Raw genomic sequence first — 17,793 nt, 5'->3', positions numbered from 1 at the left:
CGCCATGACAATAACTCCACAACAACTGATTGCGCTGCTACCGCTGCTGATCGTCGGATTGACGGTGGTGGTTGTGATGCTCTCCATTGCGTGGCGACGCAATCACTTCCTGAATGCCACGCTGTCGGTCATCGGCCTGAACGCCGCGTTAGTCTCTCTCTGGTTTGTTGGCCAGGGCGGGGCGATGGACGTCACCCCGCTGATGCGCGTTGACGGCTATGCCATGCTGTATACCGGTCTGGTGCTGCTGGCGAGCCTGGCGACCTGTACCTTTGCCTACCCGTGGCTCGAAGGCTACAACGACAACAAAGAAGAGTTTTACCTGCTGGTTCTGATTGCCGCGCTGGGCGGCATTCTGCTGGCGAATGCCAACCATCTGGCCGCGCTGTTCCTCGGCATTGAGCTGATCTCGCTGCCGCTGTTCGGCCTGATCGGTTACGCCTTCCGTCAGAAGCGCTCCCTGGAAGCAAGCATCAAGTACACCATCCTGTCTGCGGCGGCGTCCTCGTTCCTGCTGTTTGGTATTGCGCTGGTGTACGCACAGTCCGGTAACCTCTCCTTTATGGCGCTCGGCAAGAGCCTCGGTGACGGCATGCTGCATGAGCCGCTGCTGCTGGCGGGTCTGGGCATGATGATTGTTGGCCTTGGCTTCAAACTCTCTCTGGTGCCGTTCCACCTGTGGACGCCAGACGTTTACCAGGGCGCGCCAGCGCCGGTGTCGACCTTCCTGGCGACGGCGAGCAAAATCGCCATCTTCGGGGTGGTTATGCGTCTGTTCCTGTACGCGCCGGTGGGTGACAGTGAAGCGGTTCGCGTGGTGCTGGGCATTATTGCGTTCGTCTCCATCATCTTCGGTAACCTGATGGCGCTGAGCCAGACCAACATCAAACGTCTGCTGGGCTACTCGTCCATCTCTCATCTGGGCTACCTGATGGTGGCGCTGATTGCGCTGCAGAGCGGTGAGATGTCGATGGAAGCCGTGGGCGTGTATCTGGCCGGTTACCTGTTCAGCAGCCTCGGCGCCTTCGGCGTGGTGAGCCTGATGTCCAGCCCGTACCGTGGTCCGGACGCTGATTCACTGTTCTCCTACCGTGGTCTGTTCTGGCACCGTCCGATCCTGTCCGCGGTGATGACCGTGATGATGCTCTCTCTGGCGGGTATCCCGATGACGCTGGGCTTTATCGGTAAGTTCTACGTGCTGGCCGTTGGTGTGCAGGCACACCTGTGGTGGCTGACTGCGGGCGTGGTTATCGGCTCCGCGATTGGTCTCTACTACTACCTGCGCGTGGCCGTGAGCCTGTACCTGAGTGCGCCTCAGCAGCTCAACCGCGATGCGCCATCCAACTGGCAGTACAGCGCCGGTGGTATCGTGGTGCTGATCTCAGCCCTGCTGGTGCTGATCTTCGGTATCTATCCGCAGCCGCTGATTGATATCGTGCAGCGAGCGATGCCATTAATGTAAGGTAAAAGCAAAAAACCCGCCTCGGCGGGTTTTTTATTGCCCAGCGGCGCTGCGCTTGCAGGGCCTACGGGTTTTGTAGGTCGGGTAAGCGAAGCGCCACCCGACTACGCCAGCTGCTTGCGGCTAATCAGCGGCCCGTCAATCTTCTTCATCGAACGATCGAGCACTTCCTCAATCACCGACGACAGCTCGTTCAGCTCAAACTTAGCCACATACCCGTCGGCCTTCACCTTGCGAATATGGTCCTCGTTAGCGTTGCCGGAAAGGGAAGAGTGGATCACCACCGGAATATCCTTCAGTACCGGGTCGGTTTTGATTTTGCGCGTTAGCGTAAAACCGTCCATCTCCGGCATTTCGAGATCGGTCAGCACCAGGGCAATCTTATCGGTGATGGGTACGCCCTCTGCCTGCGCCTGTGCGGCCAGCACGCCAATTTTCTCCCACGCGTCTTTGCCGGTGATGTGCAGCTGTGCCGGGATCTCCATCGCCTGCAAACCTTTCTCCAGCATCGAGCGCGCCACTTTGGAGTCTTCCGCCACAATCGCCACAGAGCCCGGCTTGATGTTGAATTTCGTGGTCTTCAGATTGGTGGCGTGCAGGTCGTGGTTCGCTGGCGTGATGTCGTACAGGATCTGCTCAACGTCCAGCACCATCGCCAGATCGTTGGTATCGGTCTTCTCGTCGAGACACGCAATACTGGTGATGTAGCGACCGCTGACGGCGGTTTCCGCCGCGTGTACCTGCTTCCAGTCCAGACGCATGATGTTTTCAACCGACTCCACGGCAAACGCCTGCACGCTGCGCGCGTATTCGGTGATCAGCAGGATGTTCAGCCCGGTGGTGGGCTTACAGCCCGCGACGGCGGCCAGATCGATCACCGGGATCACCTGATCGCGAATATTCACCATTCCCATCAGCGGCGATTTCATCCCGGCGGGCTTTGTGAACTCCGGCATCGGCACGATTTCACGCAGCTTAAAGACGTTAATGCCAAACAGCTCGGATTTATTTTCGTTAAGAGACGTGCCGAGACGGAACAGCAACAGTTCAAAACGGTTCGACAGGGTCAGATTCGCCCTGTCATCAATATCTTTCTGGAAATTATCCATTCTACCCTCGAGAGAAATGCTGGCCTTTTAATCGTTATCGGCATCCTGAGGGAAAAGTGAAGGGCTAAACGCTGACCTGAGCGAAATCTTCGGCCAGCTCACATTCCGGGAACAATGCGCGGCACTCTGCCAGCAGGCTTTCGCACCCCCGCGCGTCGTAGCGCGAGCTGACGTGGGTGATAATGAGCCTCCCGACGCCCGCGTCACGGGCAAGCTGCGCCGCCTGGCGCGTGGAGCTATGGCCCCGGCTGTTGGCTTTCTCTTCCATTGCCGTTTCAAGCGTTGCTTCATGCACCATCACGTCCACGCTCCGGGCAAGCTCGAGCGCCGCCGGGCACGGGGCCGTATCGCCAAAAATCGCCAGCTTTTTGCCGGGCTGCGGGGCGGCGAGATAGTCCTGACCGTTGATGACGCGCCCGTCCTCCAGCGTGACGGTCTCGCCGTGCTTCAGGCGCTGGAACAGCGGCCCGGGTTTTACGCCATCGGCCATCAGCGCGGCGGCGTCCAGCGCGCCGGGCTTGTCATGCGCGTCAATACGGTAGCCATAGCACTCCACCGGGTGACTGAGCGGCCGAGCGCTGACGTTAAAGTCACCGTCATCGAAAACCAGGCCTTCGGTAATCTCTACGACTTCCAGCGGATAATCTGTCCACGAGCCGCTGAGGCGCAGCGTGGTTTCAACAAATTCCCGGACTCCCGCTGGCCCGTAAATCGTCAGCGGATTGGGGTTACCGGCCATCGAGCGGCTGCACAGCAGGCCGGGAAGGCCAAACAGATGGTCGCCGTGAAGATGGGTGATAAAAATTTTATCCAGCTTGCCGGGATGGTAAGCGGTATGCAGCAGCTGATGCTGCGTTCCTTCACCGCAGTCAAACAGCCACAGCCCGCCGCGGGTGGGGTGCTTCAGATCCAATAGGATCGCCGTCACGTTTCGTGAGCGGGTTGGCACGCCAGCGGACGTGCCCAGAAAAATCAGTTCCATAACGCAATCAGCCCTTTGCCGAACGGGGAGGGGTTTAGTATAACGTGATGAACCCCAGGAAGGAGACTGACATGATCCAGTGGCAAGATTTACACCATAGTGACCTCACCGTTCATTCACTTTACGCCCTGCTGAAGCTGCGCTGCGAAGTGTTCGTGGTTGAACAGACCTGCCCGTATCAGGACATCGACGGCGACGATCTGGTCGGCGAGAACCGACATATCCTCGGCTGGAGGAATAACGAGCTGGTGGCGTATGCGAGGATTCTGAAAAGCGAAGACGAATTCGAGCCCGTCGTGATTGGTCGGGTCATCATCAGCGGCAGCGCGCGCGGTGAAAAGCTGGGCTATCAGCTGATGGAGAAAACGCTGGAAGCGTGCCAAAAACGGTGGCCGGACAAGGCGTTATACCTGGGCGCGCAGGCGCATCTGCAGTCGTTCTATGCGCACTTTGGCTTCACGCCGGTAACGGAAGTGTACGATGAAGACGGCATTCCCCACATCGGCATGGCGCGGGAAGCGAAGCAGGCGTAATGGCGCGTCGTTGGCTATAGTTAGCGGACTGGTGCACTAACATGGAGAAAAATATGTCATTTCAATCCTGGGATACCCGTATCGACGACGACCTGGCCTTGCTGAGCGAAACGCTGGAAGAGGTGTTACGTTCCTCGGGCGACCCTGCCGATCAGAAATATATTGAGCTAAAAGCCCGTGCGGAACAGGCGCTGCATGAAGTGAAAAACCGCGTCAGCCATGCGTCGGATACCTACTACTATCGCGCTAAAAAAGCGGTGTATCGTGCCGATGATTACGTGCATGAGAAACCGTGGCAGGGTATCGGCGTGGGGGCTGCCGTAGGGCTGGTGCTGGGCCTGCTCTTAGCCCGTCGTTAACAGCGTTTTGAACGGTTAACCACTCCCTATACGTGGGTACTGATATTTCTTATGGTACCCCGTATAATATGCGGTTTTAACAGGGAGAGGTTCGCGTGAATTCGATTTTCCTCGCGCTGGAACAACTGCGTACCCAGCTTACGCAAGCGTTACCCGCAGCACCCGGCATGCGTCATTTCGACGTCACTTTCCCGTTAAACGACGCCTTCGATCCCCTTGCCTGGCTGGGCGCGCAGCAGTGCTACCCGCAGTTTTACTGGCAGCAGCGTAACGGCGACGAAGAGCTGGCCGCGCTGGGAGCCGTTGCCCACTTTTCCTCTCTTGCATTAGCCTGCCAGTTTTTACGTGACCAAAACGCGCCGGATGATACCCGTATCTGCGGTCTGAACGCCTTTAACCCGGAGCAGGGCAGCCTCTTTTTACCGCGACTGCTCTGGCGACGCACCGCCGGTAACGCCACGCTGCGCCTGCAGCTGTGGGGCAATAGCTCGCTTCAGGATGATGCCCGCGCCGCGCAGGTATTCTTACAGCAGCTGCTTGCGGCCAAACCGATCCGTCCGCTGTCCGTGCAGGTAGAACATGAAACGCATCTGCCGCAAAAATCGGCTTGGCTGAGTCTTATCAACAAGGCGACAGAGACTATCGCGCACGGCGATTTCGAAAAGGTGGTCCTCGCCCGGGCCACCGATCTGCAGTGTAAACAGCGCGTTAACCCTGTCGCGCTGATGGCCGCCAGCCGCGCCCTGAATCTCAACTGCTATCACTTCTGCATGGTATTCGACGCCAGCAACGCGTTTCTCGGCTCCACGCCCGAGCGTCTCTGGCGGCGGCGCGGCGCGCTGCTGCGCACGGAGGCGCTGGCGGGCACCGTTGCCAGCCACGCGGACGATAGCCAGGCGCAGCGCCTGGGCGAGTGGCTGCTGAACGATGATAAAAACCAGCGTGAAAATATGCTGGTCGTGGAGGATATCTGCCAGCGTCTTCAGCACCATACCCAGACGCTTGAGGTGCTGCCTGCGCAGGTCGTCCGCCTGCGTAAAGTCCAGCACTTACGACGCTGTATCTGGACCGAGTTAAAACAGGCGGACGACGCGCTGTGCCTGCACGTGCTCCAGCCGACGGCCGCCGTTGCCGGGCTCCCGCGCCAGCCCGCGCGCGAGTTTATCCAGGCCGTAGAGCCGTTTAACCGGGAATGGTACGCCGGTTCGGCCGGGTATTTATCCCCCGAACAGAGTGAGTTCTGCGTGGCGCTGCGCTCCGCGCGCGTTCGGGAAGACTCCCTGCGCCTCTATGCTGGCGCCGGTATTGTCAGCGGGTCCGATCCGGAGCAGGAGTGGCAGGAGATAGAAAATAAAGCGGCCGGATTGCGCTCTCTGCTCCTAAGGGATTAATACTGAATCGCGCAATCCCGATTCATATCAAAATTCCATTTTTTTCTATTATTTATACTGTGTCGCATTCTTGATACCGGACAATCTCATGTCAGTAAGTTCTTTTAACCGACGCTGGGCGGCGGTGATCCTTGAAGCCCTGACCCGCCACGGCGTCAGGCACGTGTGTATTGCACCGGGCTCTCGTTCAACGCCGCTAACGCTGGCGGCCGCCGACAACCGGGCGTTGATTCACCACACCCACTTTGATGAGCGCGGTCTCGGCCACCTGGCGCTCGGGCTGGCAAAGGTCAGCAAAGCGCCCGTGGCGGTGATCGTCACCTCCGGTACCGCCGTGGCGAACCTCTATCCGGCCCTGATTGAAGCCGGGTTAACCGGTGAAAAGCTGATCCTGCTGACGGCCGACCGTCCTCCTGAACTGATCGACTGCGGCGCCAATCAGGCCATCCGCCAGCCGGGGATCTTTTCTTCGCACCCTTCGCAGACGGTGTCGTTACCGCGTCCCACCCAGGATATTCCGGCAGGCTGGCTGGTCTCCACCGTCGATCACGCCATGGAGACACTGCGCAGCGGGGCGCTGCACATCAACTGCCCGTTCGCCGAGCCGCTCTACAGTGAGCTGGACGACACCGGTCTTGACTGGCAGCAGACGCTAGGCGACTGGTGGCAGAGTGAAAAACCGTGGCTGCGCGAACAGACGCACCTTGAGAGCGCGAAACAGCGCGACTGGTTCTTCTGGCGGCAGAAGCGCGGCGTGGTTATTGCCGGGCGCATGAGCGCCGCCGAAGGCAGGCGGGTCGCCGAATGGGCGCAAACCCTCGGCTGGCCGCTAATAGGCGACGTGCTTTCCCAGACCGGTCAGCCGCTGCCGTGCGCCGACCTCTGGCTCGGCAATGCGAAGGCGGTCACCGAGCTTTCGCAGGCGCAGATTGTGGTCCAGCTTGGATCGAGTTTGACCGGCAAACGCCTGCTGCAGTGGCAGGCGACCTGCACGCCGGAAGAGTACTGGCTGGTCGACCCGCTGGAAGGGCGGCTTGACCCGGCGCACCATCGAGGTCGTCGTCTGGTGAGCGGCATTGAGAGCTGGCTGGACCTGCATCCGGCGGAAAAACGTCAACCCTGGGCGGTGGCGATCCCGGACCTGTCGCGCCAGGCCTGGGAAATCACCAAAGCGCACTGTGAGACCTTCAGCGAAGCCGGGCTGGCGCACCGAATTCGCCAGTATCTGCCTGAACAGGGGCAGCTGTTTGTCGGCAACAGCCTGGTCGTACGTCTGATTGACGCCTTATCGAAGCTGCCCGCAGGCTACCCGGTGTACAGCAACCGCGGCGCCAGCGGCATCGACGGGCTGATCTCAACGGCGGCGGGCGTGCAGCGCGCCAGCGCGAAATCGACGCTGGCTATCGTGGGCGATCTCTCCGCGCTCTACGATCTCAACGCGCTGGCGCTGCTGCGCCAGGCCTCCGCGCCGTTTGTGCTGATTGTCGTGAATAACAACGGCGGACAGATTTTCTCCCTGCTGCCAACGCCCCAGAGCGAGCGCGAGCGCTTCTATTTGATGCCGCAGAACGTGCAGTTCGAACACGCCGCGGCGATGTTCAGCCTGAAATACCATCGCCCGGAGAGCTGGGAACAGCTGGACGCGGCGCTAAGCAATGCCTGGAAGCAGCCGGGCGCGACGCTGATCGAGCTGGTGGTGAACGATGCCGACGGGGCGCATGCCCTGCAAAGCCTGCTGGCACAGGTGAGCCAGCTGTGATCCTCTCCGGCGTGCAGCAGGCCGGAAAGCCAGGCTACCCCTGGCTGGTCTTTTTGCACGGTTTTTCCGGAGATTGCCGCGAGTGGCAGCCCGTTGGCGAGACGCTGAGCGACTATCCCCGACTCTATCTTGACCTGCCCGGGCACGGCGGATCCTGCAATATAAGCGTGGCGGGGTTCGAAGAGATGAGCGCGCTGCTCGCCAAAACCCTGCTTAGTTACAACATACTGAACTTCTGGCTCGTCGGGTACTCCCTCGGCGGCCGCATTGCGATGTTCCATGCCTGCCAGCGGCCAAAGGGGCTGCTGGGCGTGGCGGTAGAAGGCGGACATCCGGGCCTGCAGGATGCCGGGGCGCGACAGGCGCGGCGGGCATCCGACCGCCGCTGGGCAGAACGTTTTCGCCGCGAACCGCTGGAGAACGTGTTCAGTGACTGGTATCGCCAGCCCGTGTTCGCCTCCCTCACGGACGCCCAGCGCAGCGCGCTGATTACCCTGCGCAGCCAGAACAGCGGCGCGGCGCTGGCGAAAATGCTTGAGGCAACCTCGCTGGCCGTGCAGCCCGACCTGCGTGCCGCGCTCGGCGCACGCGATTTCTCTTTGGATTATCTCTATGGCGAACGTGATGAGAAGTTCGCGGCCCTTGCCGCCGAGCTGAACGCCGCTCGCCATGCAATTCCCAACGCCGGACACAACGCCCACCGGGAAAACCCCGATGCGGTTGCGGCGAGTCTGGCTCAGATACTGCGTCTTCGAACAAAGGACACTCTATGATCTATCCTGATGAAAACATGCTTTATGCCCCGGTTGAATGGCAAGACTGCTCCGAAGGCTACACCGACATTCGTTACCACAAATCCACCGACGGCATTGCCAAAATCACCATTAACCGCCCGCAGGTGCGTAACGCCTTTCGTCCGCTGACGGTGAAAGAGATGATTCAGGCCCTGGCGGATGCGCGCTACGACGACAACATCGGGGTGATTGTCCTGACCGGCGAAGGCGATAAAGCGTTCTGCTCCGGCGGGGATCAGAAGGTGCGCGGCGACTACGGCGGATACCAGGACGATGCGGGCACGCACCATCTGAACGTCCTCGATTTCCAGCGTCAAATCCGCACCTGTCCAAAACCGGTGGTGGCGATGGTAGCGGGCTACTCCATCGGCGGCGGCCACGTGCTGCACATGATGTGCGACCTGACCATTGCCGCCGAGAACGCCATCTTTGGCCAGACGGGTCCGAAAGTGGGCTCCTTCGACGGCGGCTGGGGCGCTTCCTACATGGCGCGCATCGTCGGGCAGAAAAAAGCGCGTGAAATCTGGTTCCTGTGCCGTCAGTACAACGCCCGGGAAGCGCTGGATATGGGCCTGGTCAATACCGTGGTCCCGATTGCCGATCTCGAAAAAGAGACCGTCCGCTGGTGCCGTGAAATGCTGCAAAACAGCCCGATGGCGCTGCGCTGCCTGAAGGCCGCGCTCAACGCCGACTGCGACGGTCAGGCGGGTCTGCAGGAGCTGGCGGGTAACGCCACCATGCTGTTCTACATGACCGAAGAGGGTCAGGAAGGGCGCAACGCGTTTAACGAAAAACGCCAGCCGGACTTCAGCAAATACAAACGGAACCCGTAATGCGTCGCGCGCAGGTTTACCGCTGGCAGATACCGATGGACGCGGGCGTGGTGCTGCGTGAACGGCGGTTGAAAACCCGTGACGGCTTCTTCGTGCATCTCCAGCAGGGCGAGCGGGAAGGCTGGGGCGAGATTTCACCGCTGCCGGGCTTTAGCCTGGAGTCGCTGGATGACGCCCAGGCCGCGCTGCTGGCGTGGGCAGACGCGTGGCGCGAAGGTGCGGATCCGGCTTTGCCGGACGTGCCGTCCGCGGCTTTTGGTATCAGCTGCGCGCTGGCGGAGCTGGACGGTAGCCTGCCGGAAGAGGCTAACTACCGCGCGGCACCGCTCTGCACGGGCGATCCTGACGAGCTGTTTGCGCTGCTCTCCGCCATGCCGGGCGAGAAGGTGGCGAAAATTAAGGTCGGCCTCTACGAAGCGGTGCGCGACGGCATGGTCGCCAACCTGCTGCTGGAGGCGATCCCCGATCTGCGCCTGCGTCTGGACGCCAACCGCGCCTGGACGCCGCTTAAGGCGCAGCAGTTTGCAAAGTACGTCAATCCGGCGTACCGCAGCCGCATTGCCTTCTTGGAGGAGCCGTGTAAAACCCGCGATGATTCGCGCGCGTTTGCCCGCGAAACGGGGATTGCCATCGCCTGGGATGAAAGCCTGCGCGAGGACGATTTTGAATTTGTCGCCGAGCCCGGCGTCAGCGCGGTGGTGATTAAACCGACGCTGACCGGCAGCCTGGCGAAGGTCCGCGAGCAGGTTGCCGCGGCGCATGCGCTGGGTCTGACGGCGGTGATCAGTTCGTCGATTGAGTCCAGCCTTGGGCTGACCCAGCTGGCGCGCATTGCCGCCTGGCTAACGCCGGATACCCTTCCCGGCCTCGACACGCTGAGCCTGATGCAGGCGCAGCTTATCCGCCCGTGGCCGGACAGCACGCTGCCGTGCCTTAACGTCGCGGCGCTGGAGCCGCTGCGATGAGCTTTACCGACTGGCCGTGGCGGCACTGGCGCGCGCAGTGTGCTGATAAACCGGCCCTGAGGCTGAACGACGAGGCGCTCAGCTGGCAGCAATTGTGCGCCCGCGTCGACCGCCTTGCGGCGGCATTTCATCGGCAGGGCGTGGCGGAGGGCAACGGCGTGCTGCTGCTGGCCCACAATCATCCGCAAACCCTGCTGGCTTGGCTGGCGCTGCTCCAGTGCGGCGCGCGTATTCTTCCCGTTAATCCCCAGCTGCCGCGCCCGCTGCTGGACGTGTTGCTCCCGCAGATGACGCTGCGCTTTGCGCTGGTGCTGGACGGCAGCTACGACGGACTTCCTGCCCTGAGCATGCGCGAGTCAGCCGATGCGTATTGCGCGGTGTGGCAACCGGCGCGGCTGGCCTCGATGACGCTGACCTCCGGCTCCACCGGGCTGCCGAAAGCGGCGGTCCATACCTGCGAGGCCCACCTTGCCAGCGCGCGCGGCGTGTTGTCGCTGATGCCCTACGGCGAAGACGACGACTGGCTGCTTTCGCTGCCGCTGTTTCACGTTTCCGGTCAGGGGATTTTATGGCGCTGGCTGCAGGCCGGCGCGCGGTTAACCGTGCGCGAAAAGCAGCCTCTGGAGCAGGCGCTGTGCGGCTGCACCCACGCCTCGCTGGTGCCGACCCAGCTCTGGCGTTTGCTTCATGCCCATCAGCCGGTCGCACTGAAAGCGGTGCTGCTGGGCGGGGCCGCCATCCCCGTGGAATTGACGCAGCAGGCGCGCGAGCAGGGGATTCGCACCTTCTGCGGCTACGGTCTGACCGAGTTTGCCTCTACCGTCTGCGCGAAAGAGGCGGACGGCGAGCCGGACGTGGGCTATGCGCTGCCGGGGAGAGAGGTGCAGGTCGTCGACGGGGAGGTGTGGATCAGGGCGCAAAGCATGGCCTCAGGCTACTGGCGCGACGGCGAGTTGGCTTCGTTGACCAACGCCCAGGGCTGGTTCGCCACCCGCGACCGCGGTGAATGGCATGAAGGTCGCCTGACGATCCTGGGCCGCATGGACAACCTCTTTTTCAGCGGAGGAGAAGGGATCCAGCCGGAATCGCTGGAGCGCGTTATCGCCACGCACCCGCAGGTTAACCAGGCGTTTATCGTCCCGCTGGACGACGCCGAGTTCGGCCAACGTCCGGTGGCGGTGGTGGAGTGCGAGCCGGGGGCGGATATCACCTGCTTACCTGACTGGGTGAGGGATAAGCTGGCGCGTTTTGAGCAGCCCGTCCGCTGGCTGCTGTTGCCGACCGAACTCAAAAATGGCGGCATTAAGGTCTCGCGCCGTGCGCTGCAGGCGTGGGTGAACGCAACGCTGAAGGGATAATAGCCGTTTCAAATAGTTACAATCTACCGGCCTGCCGCACGCAGAGTGCTTGATCCCCGGAAGACCCAGGTTAAAATCTCGCGGTTTTGGGACTTCTCTATAAAAATTGTGCGGGATCACGACAATGAAAAAAGTGGCATTACTGGGCTTAGGCCTGATGGTTGTATCTGCGGCGGCTAACGCCATCAGCTTTAACGGCTCGGCGGGTCAGGATTATACCCACCTGGGCTTTGGCATGGGGACCGAAACCTCCGGTCTGGCGATGACCGGCGGCTGGACGCATAACGATGACGATGGCGACGCGGCCAGCCTCGGCCTGGGTCTGAACGTGCCGCTTGGCCCATTCCTGGCCACCGTCGGCGGTAAAGGGGTTTACACCAACCCGAACGACGGTAGCGAAGGCTACGCGGCGGCAGTGGGCGGCGGCCTGCAGTGGAAGATTGGCGACAGCTTCGGCCTGTTTGGCGAGTACTACTACTCTCCGGACTCCCTCTCCAGCGGTATCGACAGCTACGAAGAGGCCAACGCGGGCGCGCGCTGGACCATCATGCGTCCTGTTACCATCGAAGCGGGCTATCGCTATCTGAACCTGGCGGGCAAAGACGGTAACCGCGACAACGCGCTGGCCGACGGTCCGTACGTTGGTGTGAGCGCTGGCTTCTAAGCACTCCGGCGCGGCGTTCCGTCGCGCCAGTTTCTCTCTTCTCCCTTCCGCGTTTGCGCTATAGTGTTTTCACCAAATAAGCGGGAGAACACAATGATTAACGTGGAGATGTTATCCACCGGTGACGAAGTGCTGCATGGACAAATTATTGATACCAATGCGGCCTGGCTTGCCGATCTTTTCTTTGAGCAAGGATTACCGTTAACGCGCCGCAATACGGTGGGCGACAATCTTGAGTCGCTGGTCAGCGTGCTGCGCGAGCGGAGCGAACAGTGTGACGTGCTGATTGTGAACGGCGGGCTCGGCCCCACCGGTGACGATCTCAGCGCGCTGGCCGCCGCAACCGCAAAAGGCGAAGGGCTGGTGCTGCACGAGGCGTGGCTTTCGCAGATGGAACGCTTTTTCTCCGAGCGTGGCCGCGTCATGGCCCCCAGCAACCGCAAGCAGGCTGAAATTCCCGCCAGCGCCGAGCTGGTCGATAACCCAGTCGGTACCGCGTGCGGGTTTGCCATGCAGCTGAACCGTTGCCTGATGTTCTTTACCCCGGGCGTGCCCTCAGAATTTAAGGTGATGGTCGAGCAGCAGATCCTGCCGTGCCTTCGCGATCGTTTTACCCTGCCGGAACCGCCGCTGTGCCTGCGTTTGACCACCTTTGGCCGCTCGGAAAGCGATCTGGCCCAGAGCCTCGATCGCCTCCCGCTGCCGCCGGGCGTCTCCATGGGCTACCGCTCCTCCATGCCGATCATTGAGCTTAAGCTCACAGGCCCGGCCGAACAGAAAGCGGCGATGCTGGCCCTGTGGCCCGAGGTGCAGCGCGTGGCGGGCGAAAGCCTGATCTTTGAAGGGACGGAAGGATTGCCCGCGCAGATTGCGACGCATCTCCAGACTCGCCAGCTGAGCGTCACCTTAAGCGAGCAGTTCACCGGTGGCCTGCTGGCGCTGCAGCTGTCGCGCGTCAACGCGCCGCTGCTGGCAAGCGAGGTGGTGCCGTTCCAGCAGGAGACCCTCGCGCAGACCGCCCGCTGGGCCTCCGAGAGAAGGGTGAAGCATTTTGCCGGCCTGGCGCTGTTTGTCGGCGGGCTGGACGAAGAACATCTCAACTTCGCGCTGGCCACGCCGGAAGGCACCTGGGCGCTGCGGGTAAAAATGAGCATTACCCGCCATAGCCTGGCGGTGCGTCAGGAGGTTTGCGCCATGATGGCGCTGAACATGCTGCGCCGCTGGCTGAACGGCAAAGAGGTGGCCAGCGAGCACGGCTGGATTAACGTTGTCGAGTCGCTGTTCGTGGAGTAACGCCTGTGCCGGGGCCTTGCGCCCCGGCCATATTCAGCCCAGCGCTTTCGCCAGTAGGGTAATCGGATGTTCGCAGCGCTTGCTGGTGGACATCTCAATCTGCCACCTGCAGGTTTCACAGTCCGTCACCACGATATCCGCGCCGCTCTCTTCAATCTGGCGGAACAGCGGGGCGCCGATCGCCTGTGACGTTTCGTAGTTTTCACGCTTAAAGCCGTAGGTTCCCGCAATTCCGCAGCAGCGCGAATCCAGCACCGTCAGCTCCAGGCCCGGGATTAGCCGCAGCAGCTCAAGCGTATAGAGCGACCAGCCCATCTTCTCCATATGACACGGCGTGTGGTACACCACTTTCAGGGGTAATTTGCCCAGCGGCAACGTCTGCCCGCCATCGAGCTTGCGCCACAGGAAGCGCGTCGCCAGCTCGATGTGATCGCGCAGGCCGGTATTATCTACGTCCAGCAGATGCGGATACTCATCGCGCAGGGTGAAGGTACAGGTGGACGAGGTCGCCAGCACCGGAATACCTTTATCGACAATCGCTTCGCGCAGGGAGGTGACATTGCTTTGAGCCTGCCTGCGCGCTTTATCGGTAAACCCGTTGGCAATCAGCGGTACGCCGCAGCACTTCTCTTTATTCAGTAGCTGAACGCCGGTTCCCATGGCGTTCAGCACCTTCAGCAGATCTTTTCCCAACTGCGGGTGGTTGTAATTCACGTAGCAGCCGTGGAAAAAGGCCACCTGGTCGGCATACTTCGCCTGCTCCGCCGCGACGGATTTGTACCAGCGGCGGAAGGTGCCGTGAGAATATTTTGGCAGGCTGCGGTGATGATCTATCTTCAGCGTGGCATCCAGCAGCTGGCGCACCGGCCTGAGTGCGGTCGCGGCATTCACCAGCGGGGCAAACGGCGTTGAGACGCTGCCCATCAGATCGGTATGGCTCAGGATCGCGTCCCGCAGCGACGGCTTTTGCGTGCCGTAGCGCGCCCGGGCGCGCTGGATGATATCGCCGATTTTCACATCCGACGGGCAGGCGACTTCGCAGCGTTTGCAGTTGATGCAGTATTTCAGCGCCTCGTCGTACAGCTTGCCGTCCTTTAGCCGCAGACGCTCGCCGTCAGGGCCAGCCTGCTTTGGCCCCGGATAGCGCGGGTTCACGCCGCTGACCGGGCAGACGGTGGTACAGACCGTGCATTTAATGCAGCTTTCAAATCGGGTGTCGTTCATTGTTCAGCCTCCATGCGCCGGCTAATCTGCTCTGCCACATGCAGCGCCGTGACGGCGCAGACTCCGCCACCGCATCCCTGGGCAATGGGATCGTACCCGCCCAGCAGCGAGCCGATGGCAAAGAGATTACTGACGGGCTTGCCGCAAAGCTGCGGATGCAGCCGGCTGTCGACAATCACGCCAAACTGCTGCCACGGCTGCGGCGAGAAGAAATCGCTCTGATACCAGTCCGCGCGGGAGGCGCCTTGCCGGACATCGAGCCCCATAATGGCTTCCCGGATGCCCTCCCGGCTGCTCAGCAGCCCGTTGCTGAAGAAGCTGCCGCTTGCCAGCACCGTATAGCGGGCGCGCAGCGGAATATCACCGTGGTTGCGGGTCCAGATTTCACTCACCGCGCCGTCGGTCAGGGTGACTTTTTTTACCTCGTCACCCGCCATCCACACGCCGCCCTGCGCCACAAACTGACGCTGGAGCTGGGTATGCAGGCGAATGCCGGGTACGGAAGGGGGCAGCGTGGGCAGCAGGCCGAGCGAGCAGGGCAGGCGGTCCGACAGCCAGCGCCAGAGCCGGTTGTCGCGTAAGCCAAAGCAGGCGGGCATCAGCAGCGCGTCGCACGTCTCGCCGATTGGCCTGAGCGCGTCGTACAGCAGCGGCCATTTGTCCTCGTTATCCAGAAAGCGGGCGATATTCACCGCGCGAAACTCGCTCGGGTTATCGCGCAGGACATCAAGCTCGGGCAGCTCTATCTCTGCCGTTTCGGCGTTAACGCCCTGGCGACAGAGCGACGCCGCCGCGAGATGGGGCTGAAAATCCAGAAAGCCGCTAATGCCCACCACCCGCACGCGCGCGGCAGTGAAGGGGGCAACGGGCACTTCTTCCGGGCTGAGCCAGGCGGAACGCAGGGTGCCCAGCGGCGTGACGCGCTGATGATTGAGCCGGGCGCTTCCCTTCAGGCGTGCGCCGCAGTCCGCCAGCAGCGCTTCGGTTTCCAGCGCAAAGCGGTCAATATGCTGCGCGCCGATCAGGTGATACGGGTGCTCCGGCGGCAGTTTGTCGCGGTAGGCTTCGTCCACCAGATCCAGCGAGCCCGACGAGAAGTGCAGGGCGCTCTGGCCCCGGGTGATAATGGCGCAGCGCAGACCCTGCTTCGTGAGCCTGATGCCACAAAGCAGGCCTGCCAGCCCGCCGCCGACAATCACGGTGTCAAATTTCATCGCGTTGCTCCTTCTCAAGACCGCAAAGCCCCTGGTATACCCAGCGGGTAAATTCGCTTTCGCGCAGGGCATCGCCCCAGGCGACAGGCTGAATGCCTTTCCAGCGCTCGTTTAAAAAGGCGCTGAGCTGATCGAGCGACTGGGTGGCGGTGGTGGTATGAAAACGCTGCAGCAGACCCGCCGCACGGCAGGCGCAGAGCTCGCCCTGGCAGGTGCCCATGCCGACGCGGGTGCGGCGGCGGAGATCGAGCAGGCTGTTGACCGTCAGGTTCTCCACCGCGTACTGCACCTCACCGGCGGTGACGGCTTCGCACTCGCACACCAGGCTGCGGCTCAGCCGGCCTTCTCCAAGCCAGACCGGCGTTCTGTCGCCGTGGCGGTAAATCGCGGATCCGCGCAGCGGCGCGGGCAGGGAGATAATTTTTTGCAGCGTTTTTTCCGTGGACTGACGCGATCCCGGCAGGGGCTGTTCTGCCGTGACGCACGGCTCGGTATTGCCCAGCTTGCGGCAAACGGCATCGGTCGCCCATTCGGCCATCAGGCGGTAGGTCATCAGCTTCCCGCCGGTGATGGTGATAAACCCGTCCATGCCGTCGCGCTCGGCGTGATCGAGCAGTACGATGCCCCGGCTGACGTTACGTCCGCTCGGATCGTTGTCGCTGGCGACCAGCGGACGCACGCCCGCGTAGGCGCGCAGAATGCGCGTCTGGGCCATCACCGGGGCCAGCTTCTCGCCTTCACGCAGCAGGATGTCGACCTCTTCGGCGGTCACGCGGTTGTAGTCAATCTCGCTGTAGTCCACGTGGGTGGAGGTCGTGCCGATCAGCGAAATGGTATCGCCCGGAACGAGGATATCGGCGTCGGAGGGTTTGCGGCAGCGGTTGATGACATGGTTATTGATGCGGTGGTCGAGGATCAGCAGCGAGCCTTTCGCCGGGAACATGCGCACCGACAGGTCGGCGTATTCCGCGATGCGCTGCCCCCAGATCCCCGCGGCATTAATAACGACGGAGGCAAACAGCTCGCCGTGTTCATGGTATTGCGTATCAAACACCCGCACGCCGCAGACGCGATGGCCTTCGCGGATAAGCCCGGTCACTTCGTGCCCGGTCAGGATGTGCGCGCCATGCTCGCGGGCGTCCAGCATATTGGCGGCGGTCAGGCGGAAGGGGTCAACGGTGCCGTCAGGCACTTTCACCGCGCCGATAAGCGCCGGGTTAACCGACGGTTCCAGCCGCCGCGCCAGCGCCGGGTCCATGGCCTCAGCCTGAATGCCCGCTGCGCTGCAGGCGGTAATAAAGGTGTCCTGAAAGGCGAGGTCATCTTCAGGAAGGGTAATAAAGAGGCCGTCGGTCGGCTCAATGCAGTGGCGGGCGATACGCTTGAGGATCTGGTTTTCGGCAATACATTCGCGCGCGGATTCACCGTCGGTAACCGCATACCGCGCGCCGCTGTGCAGCAGGCCGTGGTTACGTCCGGTTGCGCCCGTGGCGATATCATGACGTTCCAGAAGCGTGACGCTTAAGCCGCGAAGGGCGCAATCGCGTGCGATCCCGGCGCCGGTTGCGCCACCGCCAATGATTATCACATCGCTGTAGCGAGGATCGTGACTGGTCATTGTTTACCCTCTATGTTCGTTTTTTTATCATTTAGCCATATTAATTTTGTGGTTTGTTTGATTTCGAACATAAACGCGCGGAATTCGAAAGTGAAACGTGATTTCATGCGCTTTTTTGCGCATTCTGTCATATTTCTGTAACAATCTGTGCGTTGATTCACAGTAACAATCACCGTGATTTCTTAACATCCCCGCCTCTGGAATCCAGGTGCGAGCCACCTGCTCATTCATTTCA

General features: G+C 61.4%; 16 protein-coding genes. 11 read left to right on the top strand and 5 right to left on the bottom strand.

Annotated elements, in window-relative coordinates:
• The first annotated feature begins 4 nt into the window (after nucleotides 1-4).
• A complete protein-coding gene (gene nuoN, locus L6R44_RS14715) occupies nucleotides 5-1,462 on the top strand; it encodes an NADH-quinone oxidoreductase subunit NuoN (RefSeq protein WP_032641954.1) in 1,458 nt (485 codons plus the stop codon).
• Between the two features lie 104 nt (nucleotides 1,463-1,566).
• Here nuoN and L6R44_RS14710 read toward each other — a convergent pair whose 3' ends face one another.
• Nucleotides 1,567-2,571, bottom strand: a complete 1,005-nt coding sequence (locus L6R44_RS14710) for a chemotaxis protein (RefSeq protein WP_116338576.1) — start codon at nucleotides 2,569-2,571, stop codon at nucleotides 1,567-1,569.
• A gap of 64 nt (nucleotides 2,572-2,635) precedes the next feature.
• On the bottom strand, nucleotides 2,636-3,553 hold the full coding sequence (gene rbn, locus L6R44_RS14705) for a ribonuclease BN (protein ID WP_237424614.1): 918 nt from the start codon (nucleotides 3,551-3,553) through the stop codon (nucleotides 2,636-2,638).
• A gap of 71 nt (nucleotides 3,554-3,624) precedes the next feature.
• On the opposite strand from rbn, the gene L6R44_RS14700 reads away from it, so the two are divergent.
• The 10 genes from L6R44_RS14700 to L6R44_RS14655 all read left to right on the top strand — a co-directional run bounded on the left by L6R44_RS14700 (nucleotide 3,625) and on the right by L6R44_RS14655 (nucleotide 13,502).
• Nucleotides 3,625-4,086, top strand: a complete 462-nt coding sequence (locus tag L6R44_RS14700) for a GNAT family N-acetyltransferase (RefSeq protein WP_237424613.1) — start codon at nucleotides 3,625-3,627, stop codon at nucleotides 4,084-4,086.
• A gap of 53 nt (nucleotides 4,087-4,139) precedes the next feature.
• Nucleotides 4,140-4,445 carry a stress response protein ElaB gene (gene elaB, locus L6R44_RS14695; protein WP_008500219.1) on the top strand — a complete coding sequence of 102 codons (306 nt, stop codon included), beginning with the start codon at nucleotides 4,140-4,142 and terminating at the stop codon, nucleotides 4,443-4,445.
• A 95-nt stretch (nucleotides 4,446-4,540) separates the two neighbouring features.
• The gene (gene menF, locus L6R44_RS14690) at nucleotides 4,541-5,836 is read left to right on the top strand and encodes an isochorismate synthase MenF (protein WP_237424612.1); all 1,296 of its coding nucleotides are present in this window, start codon (nucleotides 4,541-4,543) and stop codon (nucleotides 5,834-5,836) included.
• Between the two features lie 88 nt (nucleotides 5,837-5,924).
• Entirely contained in the window at nucleotides 5,925-7,595 is a 1,671-nt protein-coding gene (gene menD / locus L6R44_RS14685) for a 2-succinyl-5-enolpyruvyl-6-hydroxy-3-cyclohexene-1-carboxylic-acid synthase (protein ID WP_237424611.1), read from the top strand.
• On the top strand, nucleotides 7,592-8,368 hold the full coding sequence (gene menH / locus L6R44_RS14680) for a 2-succinyl-6-hydroxy-2,4-cyclohexadiene-1-carboxylate synthase (RefSeq protein WP_237424610.1): 777 nt from the start codon (nucleotides 7,592-7,594) through the stop codon (nucleotides 8,366-8,368). The genes menD and menH overlap by 4 nt, the downstream gene beginning before the upstream one ends.
• Nucleotides 8,365-9,222, top strand: coding sequence for a 1,4-dihydroxy-2-naphthoyl-CoA synthase (gene menB / locus L6R44_RS14675; RefSeq protein ID WP_032641939.1), 858 nt, complete (start codon nucleotides 8,365-8,367; stop codon nucleotides 9,220-9,222). The genes menH and menB overlap by 4 nt, the downstream gene beginning before the upstream one ends.
• Nucleotides 9,222-10,187 (top strand): o-succinylbenzoate synthase, encoded by a 966-nt coding sequence (menC, locus tag L6R44_RS14670; protein WP_237424609.1) that lies wholly within the window; start codon nucleotides 9,222-9,224, stop codon nucleotides 10,185-10,187. The genes menB and menC overlap by 1 nt, the downstream gene beginning before the upstream one ends.
• Nucleotides 10,184-11,545 carry an o-succinylbenzoate--CoA ligase gene (gene menE / locus L6R44_RS14665; protein WP_237424608.1) on the top strand — a complete coding sequence of 454 codons (1,362 nt, stop codon included), beginning with the start codon at nucleotides 10,184-10,186 and terminating at the stop codon, nucleotides 11,543-11,545. Before menC ends, menE begins: the two co-directional genes overlap by 4 nt.
• A gap of 124 nt (nucleotides 11,546-11,669) precedes the next feature.
• On the top strand, nucleotides 11,670-12,209 hold the full coding sequence (locus tag L6R44_RS14660) for a YfaZ family outer membrane protein (RefSeq protein WP_032641931.1): 540 nt from the start codon (nucleotides 11,670-11,672) through the stop codon (nucleotides 12,207-12,209).
• A 93-nt stretch (nucleotides 12,210-12,302) separates the two neighbouring features.
• Nucleotides 12,303-13,502, top strand: a complete 1,200-nt coding sequence (locus L6R44_RS14655; protein WP_237424607.1) for a nicotinamide mononucleotide deamidase-related protein YfaY — start codon at nucleotides 12,303-12,305, stop codon at nucleotides 13,500-13,502.
• Nucleotides 13,503-13,535: 33 nt separating this feature from the next.
• Here L6R44_RS14655 and glpC read toward each other — a convergent pair whose 3' ends face one another.
• The 3 genes from glpC to glpA are packed head-to-tail and all read right to left on the bottom strand — an operon-like array spanning nucleotide 13,536 to nucleotide 17,558.
• The gene (gene glpC, locus L6R44_RS14650) at nucleotides 13,536-14,726 is read right to left on the bottom strand and encodes an anaerobic glycerol-3-phosphate dehydrogenase subunit GlpC (protein ID WP_237424606.1); all 1,191 of its coding nucleotides are present in this window, start codon (nucleotides 14,724-14,726) and stop codon (nucleotides 13,536-13,538) included.
• A complete protein-coding gene (glpB, locus tag L6R44_RS14645; RefSeq protein WP_237424605.1) occupies nucleotides 14,723-15,940 on the bottom strand; it encodes a glycerol-3-phosphate dehydrogenase subunit GlpB in 1,218 nt (405 codons plus the stop codon). Before glpB ends, glpC begins: the two co-directional genes overlap by 4 nt.
• Nucleotides 15,930-17,558: an anaerobic glycerol-3-phosphate dehydrogenase subunit A gene (glpA, locus tag L6R44_RS14640; RefSeq protein ID WP_237424604.1), complete on the bottom strand. Its 1,629-nt coding sequence runs from the start codon at nucleotides 17,556-17,558 to the stop codon at nucleotides 15,930-15,932. The genes glpB and glpA overlap by 11 nt, the downstream gene beginning before the upstream one ends.
• Nucleotides 17,559-17,793 lie beyond the last annotated feature (235 nt).

It is taken from the genome of Enterobacter cloacae complex sp. ECC445 (assembly GCF_021892025.1).
GTDB lineage: Bacteria > Pseudomonadota > Gammaproteobacteria > Enterobacterales > Enterobacteriaceae > Enterobacter > Enterobacter chengduensis.
The sequence above is the reverse complement of the archived record's forward strand: the minus strand, read 5'-3'. Positions and strand labels throughout refer to the sequence as shown.

Bases quoted from the DNA above. Each gene is read 5' to 3' on its own strand.
- nuoN (WP_032641954.1), top strand. From the start codon at position 5: ATGACAATAACTCCACAACAACTGATTGCGCTGCTACCGCTGCTGATC.
- glpB (WP_237424605.1), bottom strand. From the start codon at position 15,940: ATGAAATTTGACACCGTGATTGTCGGCGGCGGGCTGGCAGGCCTGCTT.
- menC (WP_237424609.1), top strand. From the start codon at position 9,222: ATGCGTCGCGCGCAGGTTTACCGCTGGCAGATACCGATGGACGCGGGC.
- elaB (WP_008500219.1), top strand. From the start codon at position 4,140: ATGTCATTTCAATCCTGGGATACCCGTATCGACGACGACCTGGCCTTG.
- menE (WP_237424608.1), top strand. From the start codon at position 10,184: ATGAGCTTTACCGACTGGCCGTGGCGGCACTGGCGCGCGCAGTGTGCT.
- L6R44_RS14710 (WP_116338576.1), bottom strand. From the start codon at position 2,571: ATGGATAATTTCCAGAAAGATATTGATGACAGGGCGAATCTGACCCTG.
- rbn (WP_237424614.1), bottom strand. From the start codon at position 3,553: ATGGAACTGATTTTTCTGGGCACGTCCGCTGGCGTGCCAACCCGCTCA.
- L6R44_RS14655 (WP_237424607.1), top strand. From the start codon at position 12,303: ATGATTAACGTGGAGATGTTATCCACCGGTGACGAAGTGCTGCATGGA.
- L6R44_RS14660 (WP_032641931.1), top strand. From the start codon at position 11,670: ATGAAAAAAGTGGCATTACTGGGCTTAGGCCTGATGGTTGTATCTGCG.
- L6R44_RS14700 (WP_237424613.1), top strand. From the start codon at position 3,625: ATGATCCAGTGGCAAGATTTACACCATAGTGACCTCACCGTTCATTCA.
- menD (WP_237424611.1), top strand. From the start codon at position 5,925: ATGTCAGTAAGTTCTTTTAACCGACGCTGGGCGGCGGTGATCCTTGAA.
- glpA (WP_237424604.1), bottom strand. From the start codon at position 17,558: ATGACCAGTCACGATCCTCGCTACAGCGATGTGATAATCATTGGCGGT.
- glpC (WP_237424606.1), bottom strand. From the start codon at position 14,726: ATGAACGACACCCGATTTGAAAGCTGCATTAAATGCACGGTCTGTACC.
- menB (WP_032641939.1), top strand. From the start codon at position 8,365: ATGATCTATCCTGATGAAAACATGCTTTATGCCCCGGTTGAATGGCAA.